General features: G+C 41.0%; 12 protein-coding genes. 11 read left to right on the forward strand and 1 reads right to left on the reverse strand.

The features are described 5' to 3' along the window. The first annotated feature begins 242 nt into the window (after positions 1-242). The 11 genes from putP to KH400_RS07350 all read left to right on the forward strand — a co-directional run bounded on the left by putP (position 243) and on the right by KH400_RS07350 (position 12,526). Positions 243-1,751 carry a sodium/proline symporter PutP gene (putP, locus tag KH400_RS07300; protein ID WP_217223440.1) on the forward strand — a complete coding sequence of 503 codons (1,509 nt, stop codon included), beginning with the start codon at positions 243-245 and terminating at the stop codon, positions 1,749-1,751. A 231-nt stretch (positions 1,752-1,982) separates the two neighbouring features. Then, the gene (gene gatC / locus KH400_RS07305; protein ID WP_217223442.1) at positions 1,983-2,273 is read left to right on the forward strand and encodes an Asp-tRNA(Asn)/Glu-tRNA(Gln) amidotransferase subunit GatC; all 291 of its coding nucleotides are present in this window, start codon (positions 1,983-1,985) and stop codon (positions 2,271-2,273) included. A gap of 13 nt (positions 2,274-2,286) precedes the next feature. Beyond that, positions 2,287-3,744 (forward strand): Asp-tRNA(Asn)/Glu-tRNA(Gln) amidotransferase subunit GatA, encoded by a 1,458-nt coding sequence (gene gatA / locus KH400_RS07310; RefSeq protein ID WP_217223444.1) that lies wholly within the window; start codon positions 2,287-2,289, stop codon positions 3,742-3,744. A gap of 13 nt (positions 3,745-3,757) precedes the next feature. Further along, on the forward strand, positions 3,758-5,191 hold the full coding sequence (gene gatB / locus KH400_RS07315; RefSeq protein WP_217223446.1) for an Asp-tRNA(Asn)/Glu-tRNA(Gln) amidotransferase subunit GatB: 1,434 nt from the start codon (positions 3,758-3,760) through the stop codon (positions 5,189-5,191). A gap of 197 nt (positions 5,192-5,388) precedes the next feature. Then, positions 5,389-6,288: a diacylglycerol kinase gene (locus tag KH400_RS07320; protein WP_217223448.1), complete on the forward strand. Its 900-nt coding sequence runs from the start codon at positions 5,389-5,391 to the stop codon at positions 6,286-6,288. A gap of 202 nt (positions 6,289-6,490) precedes the next feature. Then, on the forward strand, positions 6,491-6,958 hold the full coding sequence (locus KH400_RS07325; RefSeq protein WP_438821107.1) for a sigma-70 family RNA polymerase sigma factor: 468 nt from the start codon (positions 6,491-6,493) through the stop codon (positions 6,956-6,958). Further along, positions 6,955-7,398, forward strand: a complete 444-nt coding sequence (locus KH400_RS07330; RefSeq protein WP_217223450.1) for an anti-sigma factor family protein — start codon at positions 6,955-6,957, stop codon at positions 7,396-7,398. Before KH400_RS07325 ends, KH400_RS07330 begins: the two co-directional genes overlap by 4 nt. 4 nt (positions 7,399-7,402) lie before the next feature. Continuing rightward, positions 7,403-8,470, forward strand: a complete 1,068-nt coding sequence (locus KH400_RS07335; protein WP_217223452.1) for a hypothetical protein — start codon at positions 7,403-7,405, stop codon at positions 8,468-8,470. Between the two features lie 98 nt (positions 8,471-8,568). Further along, the gene (rlmD, locus tag KH400_RS07340) at positions 8,569-9,945 is read left to right on the forward strand and encodes a 23S rRNA (uracil(1939)-C(5))-methyltransferase RlmD (RefSeq protein ID WP_217223454.1); all 1,377 of its coding nucleotides are present in this window, start codon (positions 8,569-8,571) and stop codon (positions 9,943-9,945) included. Positions 9,946-10,267: 322 nt separating this feature from the next. Continuing rightward, positions 10,268-10,975: an HAD family hydrolase gene (locus KH400_RS07345; RefSeq protein WP_217223456.1), complete on the forward strand. Its 708-nt coding sequence runs from the start codon at positions 10,268-10,270 to the stop codon at positions 10,973-10,975. Between the two features lie 582 nt (positions 10,976-11,557). After that, positions 11,558-12,526: a tRNA dihydrouridine synthase gene (locus KH400_RS07350; RefSeq protein ID WP_217223459.1), complete on the forward strand. Its 969-nt coding sequence runs from the start codon at positions 11,558-11,560 to the stop codon at positions 12,524-12,526. A 273-nt stretch (positions 12,527-12,799) separates the two neighbouring features. Here KH400_RS07350 and KH400_RS07355 read toward each other — a convergent pair whose 3' ends face one another. After that, entirely contained in the window at positions 12,800-13,054 is a 255-nt protein-coding gene (locus KH400_RS07355) for a DUF2642 domain-containing protein (protein WP_246589432.1), read from the reverse strand. Positions 13,055-13,321: the final 267 nt, after the last annotated feature.

Consider the following 13,321-nt stretch of genomic DNA (forward strand, 5'->3'; position numbering starts at 1 on the left):
TAAATAGGCTATTTCGCAGGTATTTCCATGGTTAGCTATGTATTTGTCGAATGATATTAGTAAAAAGTTATGGTAGTGTAGTAAAGGTCTATAATAAAAGTGTCGAGGGAGACGGAAAAACTGGGGGTGAAAGAGTGGATTTTGTGTTAACAGGTGCAACGCGATTTTTGCTGCTTGTGCCCATGCCGTTATTAATTGTACTATCTTTAATTTCATTATTTGTTGAGAGGAGAGAATAAGATTTGGAATTTGCTACGATTCTAACCTTTATTGTTTATTTAGTTGGAATGCTTGTGATTGGCTTACTTGCTTATCAGTTGACTACTAACTTATCTGATTATGTTCTTGGTGGACGAAAACTTGGTGGAAGTGTTGCGGCCTTAAGTGCGGGAGCATCAGATATGAGTAGTTGGTTATTATTAGGGTTACCTGGTGCGATGTATGTTGCTGGTATGAGTGAAATTTGGCTTGCGATCGGGTTATCTATCGGTGCTTATTTGAATTGGCAATTTGTTGCAGGAAGGTTAAGAAAGTATACGGAAGTTGCAGGAGATTCGATTACACTTCCTGATTTCTTTGAAAATCGATTTCGTGATCAGTCAAAAATTCTCCGCGTCATTTCAGCTTTGGTGATTTTAGTATTCTTTGCATTTTACACCTCATCAGGGCTTGTAGCAGGTGCACTGCTTTTTGAAGCTTCATTTGGACTAGGGTATACACAGGCATTATGGATTGGTGCAGCTGTTATTATTTCTTATACTTTCTTAGGCGGTTTTCTTGCAGTTAGTTGGACGGACTTTTTTCAAGGGATATTAATGTTTTTAGCATTACTTGTTGTCCCAGTCGTTGCCATTTCAGAGATGGGGGGCTGGGATCAAACCGTCAACGCTGTCGGACAGGTTGATCCGATGTATTTAGATGCGTTTGCAGGAACAACGATTCTAGGTATCGTATCACTGCTTGCGTGGGGACTAGGGTATTTCGGGCAGCCTCATATTTTAACGCGATTTATGGCGGTGAAATCAGCCAAAGAAATTCCTAAGGCACGCTTTATTGGGATGACGTGGATGGTGTTGTCGCTATTTGGTGCAATCTTTACTGGGTTTATCGGGATTGCCTATTTTGCAGGACAAGGAATGCCTTTAGGACAAGGGAATGAAGAGACGGTGTTCATTGCCTTTACTCAAGTGTTATTTAATCCTTGGGTCGCTGGGTTTTTATTAGCAGCGATTTTATCTGCGATTATGAGTACGATTGATTCGCAGTTACTCGTTTCATCGAGTGCGCTTGCAGAGGACTTTTACAAAGGGATTATCAAAAAAGAAGCTACGCAACGTGAGCTCGTATGGGTTGGTCGTCTTGGTGTTGTTGTGATCGCCTTAATTGCGATTATGTTAGCCTATAACCCGGATAATACAGTATTAGGTTTAGTCGGGTACGCATGGGCCGGATTTGGAGCAGCTTTTGGACCGGTGATCTTACTATCACTTTTCTGGAGGCGTATGACTCGTAATGGTGCATTAGCAGGGATGCTTGTCGGTGGTATTACCGTTGTCGTCTGGGATATTCTTTCGACTCCGCCAGTAGATGCAGCTGGAAATCAACTACCACAGTCAGAGGCTTTTATCCCATTTTCGTTATATGAAATCATTCCTGGATTTCTACTTGCGACGCTTGCCATTGTCATCGTCAGCTTGATAGATAAACAGCCTGCTAAAGAAATTCAAGATGAGTTTTCTTCCATACAATAGGTTCTTTAAAGCCACCCTTTCTTTCAGCTATGTTTAGAGAGGGTGGTTTTTTGTATATACTTTAATGTTGTGTTTAAGAAAGATGACAATGGCTCTGCGCGCTACAAGTAAGATCAAAAAAAGGAAAAGCCACTCCTTTCTGAACTTACTCTATTAGTGGTTTGTTGCCTATAGGTGCGTTATTTGGTATTATCTATATATTGTGGATGTACGAAATTTGGAGGTGAGACAATGGCTCGAATTACAAACGACCAGGTGAAGCACGTTGCTCATTTAGCACGTCTTTCCGTTACTGAAGAAGAGGTTGAAATGTTCACAAAACAACTTGATGGCATTATCTCTTTTGCTGAACAGCTTAATGAACTTGATACAGAAGGTGTAGAACCGACAACACATGTATTAGACATTAAAAATGTTTTACGTGAAGATAAGGTTAGAGAATCTTTAAGTAACGAGGATGCATTAAAGAATGCACCAGATCAACAAGACGGACAAGTGAAAGTTCCATCCGTTTTAGAGTAAAGGAGGGGTAAGAATGTCAATTTTAGACGGAAGTATTTCTGCGTTGCATCAGCAACTACATAAAAAAGAAGTTACGGTATCTGATTTAGTTGATGCCTCTTATAAACGAATTCATGAAGTCGATGAAAAAGTAAAAGCATTTGTGACTTTAGATGAAGAGAATGCACGCGCATATGCTAAGCAATTAGATGCAGCGTTAGATAAAGAAGAGTCTAGAGGTCTTCTTTTTGGATTACCAGCGGGGATTAAAGATAATATCGTGACCAAAGGGTTAGAAACAACATGTGCAAGTAAATTGTTAAGCAACTTTAACCCAATGCATGATGCAACAGTCGTTAAGAATCTTCAAGGCGCAGAGTCTGTAACGATAGGGAAATTAAATATGGACGAGTTTGCGATGGGATCTTCGAATGAAAATTCAGGATTTTTTGCAACGCGTAACCCTTGGAATACAGACCACGTTCCAGGGGGTTCTAGTGGTGGTTCTGCAGCATCTGTTGCAGCTGGAGAGGTTGTCTTTTCATTAGGATCTGATACAGGTGGTTCGATTCGCCAACCAGCATCTTATTGTGGGGTTGTTGGACTGAAGCCTACATATGGACGTGTGTCTCGTTTTGGTTTAGTAGCATTCGCGTCATCACTTGACCAAATTGGTCCGATTACTCGTTCAGTTGAGGATAATGCGCTAGTGATGCAAGTTCTAGCAGGCCATGACAAGATGGATTCTACGTCAGCAAACGTAGATATCCCAGATTACTTGTCTTCATTAACTGGTGATGTTAAGGACTTGAAAATCGCTGTACCGAAAGAATACTTAGCTGAGGGTGTGAACGAAGACGTTCGCAATAGTGTATTAGAATCGTTGAAAGTACTAGAAAGTATGGGAGCAACGTGGGAAGAAGTGTCTCTTCCTCATTCTAAGTATGCCCTTGCAACGTACTACTTACTTGCATCATCAGAGGCTTCTGCAAACCTTGCTCGTTTTGATGGTGTTCGTTATGGTGTACGCTCCGATAACGCTGAGAACTTAATTGAAATGTACAAAGAGACGCGTAGCCAAGGCTTTGGTGATGAGGTGAAACGTCGTATTATGCTTGGTACGTTTGCGTTAAGCTCAGGTTATTATGATGCGTACTATAAAAAAGCGCAGCAAGTGCGTACGTTAATTAAAAAAGACTTTGAAGATGTATTTGAAAAATATGATGTGATTGTTGGGCCAACAGCGCCAACGACAGCATTTAAAGTTGGCGAAAACATTGATGACCCATTAACAATGTATGCCAACGATATTTTAACCATTCCTGTGAACTTAGCAGGTGTACCAGCGATTTCTGTACCATGCGGATTCTCGAATGGGCTTCCGGTTGGTTTACAAATCATCGGTAAGCATTTTGATGAAAATACAATATATCGTGTGGCACATGCATTTGAACAATCAACAGATCATCATAAGGCTAAGCCGGAACTGTAAGGGGGGGATAGACGTGAAATTCGAAACAATTATCGGACTTGAGGTTCACTCAGAACTTAAAACAAATTCAAAAATTTTCTGTAGCTGTTCGACTGAATTTGGTGCACCACCGAATACACATACGTGCCCAATCTGTTTAGGACATCCTGGTGTACTACCGGTGTTAAATGAACAAGCTGTAGACTACGCGATGCGCGCAGCGATGGCATTGAACTGTGAAATTGCACCTGAAACGAAATTTGACCGTAAAAACTACTTCTATCCAGATAACCCGAAAGCATACCAAATCTCGCAATTTGATAAGCCGATTGGTGAGAACGGTTGGATTGATATTGAAGTGGACGGTAAGAAGAAAAGAATTGGGATTACTCGACTTCATTTAGAAGAGGATGCTGGGAAACTAACGCACTCTGAATATGGTGATCACTCACTCGTTGATTTTAACCGTGTAGGAACACCATTAGTAGAGATCGTTTCTGAACCTGATATTCGCACGCCTGAAGAAGCATATGCTTACTTAGAAAAGCTTAAGGCGATCTTACAATACACAGAAGTATCTGATTGTAAGATGGAAGAAGGCTCTCTTCGTTGTGATGCCAATATTTCACTTCGCCCAGTTGGTCAAGAGGAATTTGGTACGAAGACAGAGTTGAAGAACTTAAACTCATTCTCAAATGTACAAAAAGGCTTGGCTTTCGAGGAAGTACGTCAAGAAAAGGAATTATTATCTGGGGGAGAGATCCTTCAAGAAACACGTCGTTGGGATGATGCGAAGAAGCAGACGATCCTTATGCGTGTGAAAGAAGGCTCAGATGATTATCGTTACTTCCCGGAGCCAGACTTAGTGTCACTTCATATTGATGAAGCGTGGAAGGAACGTGTCAGAGCAGATATTCCTGAGCTTCCTGATGCGAGAAAAGATCGCTATGTGAGCGAACTAGGGTTATCTGATTATGATGCAATGGTCATCACACAATCAAAAGCGATGTCTGACTTCTTTGAAGAAGCATTGACGCATGATGCTGATGCAAAGCAAATCGCTAACTGGTTAATGGGTGAGGTATCAGCTTACTTAAATGCAAACTATAAGGAAATCAATGAAGTTCCGCTAACAGCTGAAGGGCTAGCGAAGATGATTGCACTGATTGAGAAAGGTACGATCTCATCTAAGATTGCGAAGAAAGTTTTTAAAGAGATGATTGAAAACGGGGGCGACCCTGAAGTAATCGTCAAAGAAAAAGGACTTGTGCAAATCTCTGATGAAGGGGAACTTCTCAAGATTGTTACTGAAATTCTCGATAACAATGAGCAGTCCATCGAAGACTTTAAAAATGGTAAAGACAAAGCGATTGGTTTCCTCGTTGGTCAAATGATGAAGGCAACGAAGGGGAAAGCGAATCCACAAGTTGTTAACAAGCTGATTATGGAAGAAATTAAAAAGCGCTAACCGTCTACAAATGAAACGAAAAACAGTTCTCACAATCTGTCGAGAACTGTTTTTCATTTTTATTTGGCTTGTCTCATAAGATAATGTAAAATATAGGAGATATAAGAGGTTGTAAATTGAATTGAGAAATCATGATCGAAGTGATGTATGTACCTTAATGATGGGAATTTAATCTTGTAGCGAAGTAGGAGATAACAATGAAGCGAGCAAGAGTCATTTATAATCCATCAGCAGGTCGTGAACAAGTACGGAAGCAGTTGCCGTATATATTGGAACGACTTGAAAAGGCCGGCTATGAAGCCTCAGCACATGCGACGACGAAAGAAGGTTGTGCCACCGAGGCGGCAGATCGGGCAGCCGAGAATGGCTTTGCACTAGTTGTTGCTGCAGGCGGGGATGGAACGATATTTGAAGTTGTAAACGGTTTAGCAGGGCAGAAGGTTAGACCGAGACTTGGAATTATTCCTGCTGGAACGACGAATGACTTTGCTAGGGCACTTGGGATTCCGCGTGAAATTGAGGCTGTCTGTGATGTATTATGTGAAGGCGAAGCACGCCCAATTGATATTGGTAAGGTGGGCGAGCAATATTTTATCAATATTGCTGCTGGTGGAACATTAACAGAGTTAACCTATGATACACCGAGTAAATTAAAAACGATGATGGGGCAATTGGCTTACTATGTGAAAGGCTTTGAAAAATTGCGCTCACTTTCACCAACGCAGGTGACGATTGAATATGATGGTAAGCTTTTTGAAGGGGACATTATGCTGTTTCTCGTCTCAAATACGAACTCTGTCGGTGGCTTTGAAAAGCTGGCTCCGAATGCAGAGTTTGATGATGGGATGTTTGACTTAACGATCGTTGAGAGAACCTCATTACCAGAGTTTGTACGGATCGCGAGCTTAGCGTTACGTGGAGAGCACATTCATCATCCGAAAGTGATCCATGTCGAAGCGAACCGGGTAAAGGTTCATGTTGAAGGCGATATGCAGTTGAATTTAGATGGTGAATATGGAGGGATGCTTCCTTCTGAATTTGAAAATCTGCATCATCATTTTGAAATTATGGCCCCTAAAAGAGAAAACAATGAATAAGGTCTTCGCTAGTTAAGGCGTGTGTAATGAAAACACACGCTATTTTGTGTTTTATTAAAAAAGTTTTTTCAAAGTGTAGGGGCGTCTGCTGTATACTTCGTCTATAGTAGTAGAGTCGAGCAGAAAGGGGGAGAGGGAGATTGATGATGAGATTTTAATTGAAAAGATTAAGAACGGTAGTGAACATGCCTTTCAGATCCTAATTGAAAAATACCGTGATTATATTTTTCGATCAGTATATTCAGTGTTACGAAATCAAAAAGATGCTGAAGATGCTGCACAGGGTGTATTTGTCCGCATGTATTACTCTCTCCCTCGTTATCAAGGTCAAGGGTTTAAAACATGGATGACAAGGCTGGCAGTGAATCATGCGATAGATATGAAACGAAAAGCTGGCAAACAAAAAGAAGCTGCCATTGAAGTTGAAACAACGGCAAATGATAATGTTGAAGAAGAAATGATCGTAAAGGAAAGACGAGAATTGGTTTGTAAACACCTTGAAGACGTACCTAGTAATTACCGTGATGTGATTGAGCAGTATTATCTCCGAGAGAAGAGCTACCAGGAGATTGCTAGAGAGCAAAAGGTGACAGTGAAAACAGTTGAAACCAAGCTTTACCGGGCGAGAGCATGGCTGAAAAAACATTGGAAGGAGGAGGATTTTAGGTGACTCATTATCCAATTGAAAAGTGGAAGGCGTATGTGAACGATGAACTGACAGAGTATGAAAGAGAAGAAGTGGAGCAACACCTGTATTCCTGTGACCGATGTTTGGAGTTGTATATGGCTGTGATTGAACAAGAAGGTGAAGACATGCCCGTGGTTGAAGATGAACGTGCGTTTACTGAAGCTGTTTTGCAAGAGACAACCGTTACGGTGAAAAAACAGCGCAAGCCCTCGATTCAGAAAAAGACGGTTATACACTATGTCATTGCTGCAAGTATGACACTGACCTTAATGACGACAGGTTTTTTTGAGGGAGGAATACAAATGGTTTCTTCAGTTGAGCAAACGTACCAACACGGACAAATCGATTCGTTTTCAGCGGAAGTTTTAAATTATGTAACAGGTCTATTCGAACTGTTAGAAGCAAACGAGAGGGAGGGCTAAAAAAATGAAAAAGAATTCTTTAATTGCACTGTTTTTGTCGTTTATTCCAGGAGCTGGCTTTCTTTATTTGAACAAAGGCTTTCGTGCGTTTTTGTATAGTTTTATGTTTTTCGGTTTACTTATCGTTGGCGTAGGGGCTAGTTTTGTGTTCAGAGCGATTGAGCCACTCTTATTGCTTGGCGTTGGTGCAGGTTTTATATGGGTAATAAATATGGTTGATATCGTCATTTTTCAACTTAGAAAAGAGCCACCAAGTTCTAGTGATCGTGCAGTAGAAGACGAAAACGATTCGGTTGAGGAAGAGCGCTTCAAAACGATTTTACTATCGTTTATTCCAGGTCTGGGACATTTACAGTTAGGACTGACGAACCGAGGATTAACATTTTTAATTGGCTTTTTTGGATTGGCAACAATGGTCTTTTTTGTGGCGTTTTTAACACGGCAATCAGGGTTTATTGTCTTTATGGGGCTCCTTCCGATTATTTGGATTTACAATATTGTTGACTCCATCCAAATGTTAAACCGAAAACAGCAGGGAGACGTGTTAGTTGATCGGACTGTATTAGAAGATTTAGAGGCTGGCCGCAGTGGAGGAAAAAAGAGTAAAGCAGTCGCAACGGTGTTAGCCGTATTTCCGGGCGCGGGACATATGTACCTAGGCCTGCAGCAACGAGGATTGCAGCTAATGGCAGCATTTTTATTAACCATTTATGTGATTGATGTGTTGCGGTTATCCTTCTTTTTGTTTTTAATCCCGTTGATTTGGTTTTATAGCTTTTTTGATGGGTTGCAAAAAGCCTCAAAGAGCGGTGAGGAGGAGCTTGAAGATATCCCGGTGATTTCGTACTTTATTCACCGACAAAAGTGGATTGGCCTTGGACTTCTTTTACTAGGAGCATATTATCTATTTGACAGTGTCTTAATTCAAGCGTTTGATAGGATGTTTATCAACTGGATAGATGTAAGTATCAGTACGTATTATCATCGCTATTTTCAAACGATCGTCGTTAGTTTACTACTGATCGGAGGAGGGATCAAGATTCTTGCCAGTGGGAGTAAAAAGGAAGCTTAGTAAACATGGCTATTGCCACTACGCACTTATTTTTGAGTTCGATATGAAGTATGCTACAATCATGAAAGATAAACTGACGGTAAAGGAAGAAGGATCGTATGAGTAAAGCAAAAGCACCTGTACAAAAAAATGAAATGGTAGACGTTGTATTTGAAGATTTAACACATGAGGGTGCCGCAGTCGCTAAGATCGATGGCTATGCCTTATTTGTCCCAAAAGGCTTGCCAGGTGAACGTGCAAAGGTGAAGGTTGTTAAAGTCAATAAAGGCTATGGGTTCGGTCGACTAATTGAAATTACCGAATCGAGTGAGCACCGTGCGACGCCGCCTTGTCCGATTTTTGAGCAATGCGGTGGTTGTCAATTACAGCATTTAGATTATGAAGGTCAGCTTAAGCAAAAGCGTAAGCAAGTAAGTAATGTACTGGAGCGAATCGGCAAGCTCGAGGACGTTACTGTTCATGAAACGTTAGGGATGAGCGACCCTTGGCGTTATCGCAACAAAGCGCAAGTACCTGTTGCAGAAAGGGAGGGCGGCTTAGTCGCAGGCTTTTATCAAGAGCGCAGTCACCGCATCATTGATATGGAGAGCTGTCTCATTCAACAGGAAGAAAACGATCAAGTTGTGCAGACGGTTAAAGCGATTGCTAACCGCTATCACATTCGGGCATATGATGAGCAAAAGCACCGTGGGACACTGCGCCACGTCGTTACACGTTATGGTCATAAAACGGGAGAGTTAATGGTCGTTCTTGTGACAAAAGGGAAAGAGCTACCGAATAAGAAAAACGTGATCAATGATATCCGTCAGGCACTACCTAATGTCAAGTCAATCGTTCAAAATGTGAACAATAAACGGACGAACGTGATTTTTGGAGAGGAAACGACTGTTCTTTGGGGCGAAGAATACATCTATGATTATATCGGTGAGATCAAATTTGCGATTTCAGCTCGCTCATTTTATCAAGTAAACCCTGAACAAACGAAGGTTTTATATGATAAGGCACTTGAATATGCCAAATTAACAGGAAAAGAAACGGTCATTGACGCGTATTGTGGAATTGGAACCATCTCTCTTTTCCTCGCTCAGCGTGCTAGGCATGTCTATGGTGTCGAAATCGTCCCAGAAGCGATTGCTGATGCGAAACGTAATGCGAAACTTAATCACATAGAAAATGCTGATTTTGCAGTTGGTGAGGCAGAAAAAGTAATGCCATGGTGGTACTCCCAAGGCATCCGCCCTGACGTCATTGTCGTTGACCCTCCGAGAAAGGGTTGTGACGAGGCTTTACTGGAGACGATCATCAAAATGAAACCAGAACGAGTCGTCTATGTCTCTTGTAACCCTGCAACTCTTGCTAGGGACTTAAAAGTGTTAGAAGAAGGCGGCTATAAGACGAAAGAAGTCCAGCCGGTAGATATGTTCCCGCATACAACGCATGTAGAAAATGTTGCGGTACTTGAATTAAGGAATTGATTAATCGAGCCCAAAATTGGGCTCGTTTTTGAATTTATAAAATTATTTTTCGGCTCTACAGCTAATAGGATGGATTGTTTACCAAGATATTTGGGTAGAGCTGATTCTCACCAATCGGTACAGATTGGTAAAGAATATAGTTTAGTATTAATAGTAGGGAACAGTATCATAAGTAATGAGTTTTTTTTAATGAACTAGTAACAGCACCTTTCCTACTCGTTAGGCTAGGTGCTGTGGCTTATTCGGTTTTTTAGAGTTGGCTCTCTGTTTTCTCTAATTGGTAAATAAGTGATATCATCATAACATAAGGAGGGCTATGAGAATGGATACGATAATTTTTGATGTCGACGATACACTATATGATCAAGCACAATCTTTTCATAAAACGGTGAGGAAGCTTTTTCAAGAGCCATTTTCAGACGAAGAAATCGATCAATTATATAAAGCTAGTCGTAAGTATAGCGAGATTTTATTTGATCAAAGTGAAGCAGGTGAAATATCGCAATTTGAATGGCAAACCGGACGAATCATGGCTGCCTGTAATGATTTTAACATCCCTATAGATACGGAAAGAGCGACTATTTTTCATGAGACGTATGTGACGGAACAACAAAACATTACCTTGTTTCCGGAAGTCGAAGAACTACTGAATGTACTTTACAAAGAAGGGAAACAGCTTGGGATTCTTACAAATGGTGAAGAAAAACATCAAGCAATGAAAATTAAACAGCTCAGCCTTAGTCGTTGGATTCCGACAGAAATGACGTTTATTTCTGGTACGATTGGTCATGCAAAACCGAAAAGAGAAGTATTTGATTTTATTGAACAGAAAATGGACCTTGACCAAACCAAAACCGTGTATATCGGGGATAATTTTGAAAAAGATATTATTGGAGCAAAACAAGCAGGCTGGCAAGCGATCTGGATGAATCATCGTAAGAAAGATTTACCGACGAATGCTACCTATAAACCAGATAAAGAAGTGCATAGTGCCAAAGAGTTATTAGAATTATTTGTGGAAAAGTCTTAGGTCGTTATGGTAGGAATCAGCGGTTGTCATCCTGGTTCCTATTTAGGTTTCATTGAAAACTTCTTATGGTTTAATGAATAGCATTGACCATACTATTCAACAGAAAAACTGGTTAGATTTGTGAATCACTCTTAAAGAAATATGTAGGTAAACACTACTACATCATTTTTATCTGCGATCACTACTCAAGCCATGTGGAGTGTGTGGCGCAACTCGTTTTAATGTAACCCCAAAATAACCTTTTGCTATTATGCCCCTTAATTCGTAAAAAATACGTTTGCGATTTAGGGGTCTTTTTCCTGTTATACCCTTGTCAGTCCAGTGTTGCTCCAATTTCCTTTTAGTCTCTTTTAGCGAATTTTTATTTTAACCCGAATAGTGGAATACTGGATGATGGGGTGTTTTAGCGGAGATATTTGGGTCGTACAGAGATAGTAAAGAAAAAATAACCAGTTTCGGTCTGTTTGATAAAAAGTGCTTAAGCATGGTATAAGTGTAAAAGAAACAGCGACATTCTGTTTCTAATCTTAGAATAAGGGGTTGGCTTGGGGTAACCCATAATGAGAGGATTTGAATTTAGAGATGATAGATAATTTTTGGCGTGAGTTACCACGACCTTTTTTTATACTGGCACCAATGGAAGAAGTGACGGATGTTGTATTTCGTCATGTAGTGAGTGAAGCAGCGAGGCCTGATGTGTTTTTTACAGAGTTTACAAACAGTGAGAGTTATTGTCACCCAGAGGGACACCAAAGTGTGCGCGGGCGTTTGACTTTTACAGAGGATGAACAACCCATTGTCGCTCATATATGGGGGGATAAGCCTGAAAATTTTCGGAAAATGAGTATTGGAATGGCGAAACTGGGCTTTCGGGGTATCGATATTAATATGGGCTGTCCTGTACCTAATGTCGCACGGCATGGGAAGGGAAGTGGCCTTATTCGTCGTCCGGAAGTGGCAGCAGATTTAATCCAAGCAGCAAAAGCAGGAGGACTGCCCGTAAGTGTAAAGACAAGGCTTGGTTTCACGGAGGTAGACGAATGGCACGAATGGCTGACACACATATTGAAGCAAGACATTGCTAATCTTTCCATTCATCTGCGGACAAGAGAAGAAATGAGCAAAGTAGATGCTCATTGGGAGCTGATCCCGGAGATTAAGAAACTTCGTGACCGGGTGGCACCAGATACACTCTTGACGATCAATGGGGATATTCCTGATCGTCAAACTGGCTTGAAGCTCGCCCACCAATATGGTATTGATGGGGTTATGATTGGGCGTGGTATTTTCCATAATCCATTTGCCTTTGAAAAAGAGCCGAAAGACCATAGCAGTAAGGAATTGCTTGATCTTTTACGTTTGCATCTTGATCTCCACGATAAATATTCGGAATTAGGGCTACGTTCGTTCAAGGCCCTCCATCGTTTTTTCAAGATATATGTCAAAGGGTTTCGAGGAGCGAGTGGATTAAGAAATCAACTGATGACAACAGAGTCAACAGATGAAGCGCGTGCATTGCTCGATAACTTTGAGTCACACGGGGAACAGTAGAAGTGTTCCAATTCAAGGTAAAAGAGAAGTAGGACGTTAAACGGGGGTGTCCCCAAAAAGTTAGAGGTTATACTAAGCGGTTAATTGGATGGTGTGAAGGCGGTATTGAACCGGACTCATTCCCGCCAATTTTTGCTTTTTAGGTTTGTTGTTACAGACTAACTCATTAAAAATGGGTTAGTCTGTTTGAGTTTATATCGAAATCTGTAGCACCGAGACCAGAATGGTTTGCTAGCGCACCAGCTGCTGTAGCTAATGAAATCATGGTTGGTTTTAAGATTCAGGCATTACCCAAACGATTTCACGTAGACGAACAAAGAATGTAGAATCATGCTCTTGAATGACAACATGATCAAGCTTTGCATCAACAACCATTCCGCTAACGGAACCACGTGTGGTATCAAGGACGGCTCTTTTTCCAATTAGACTGCGTAGCGCTTCATATATGAAAGGCTCTATGACAATAACTTGCATCGGTCCGTTTTGTGTTATTTGCGGATTCGCGCGATAGGCATACATAGGATTCATTCGTTTTCCTCCAAAGTATGGTGCTGTTTTACCTTATCAATTTATGACAGTAAAGCTTGACACGTCCCAAGAGCACTAGGGGGGGATCAATAAGTCTTGAACCTCACATGATTGAAGTCACGAGTGTTTTCGCCCTATTCATAAAAGTAGATTAATGTTAGCAAGTGCATTTCCGAACTCATGAAATTATGGCTTGCCACTTGTTATGTTTCCTTTTGGAGATGCTGCGTACATAACAAGTGTTTATTTTAAAAGAAGTATCATTTA

Source organism: Desertibacillus haloalkaliphilus (assembly GCF_019039105.1).
Classification (GTDB): domain Bacteria; phylum Bacillota; class Bacilli; order Bacillales; family KJ1-10-99; genus Desertibacillus; species Desertibacillus haloalkaliphilus.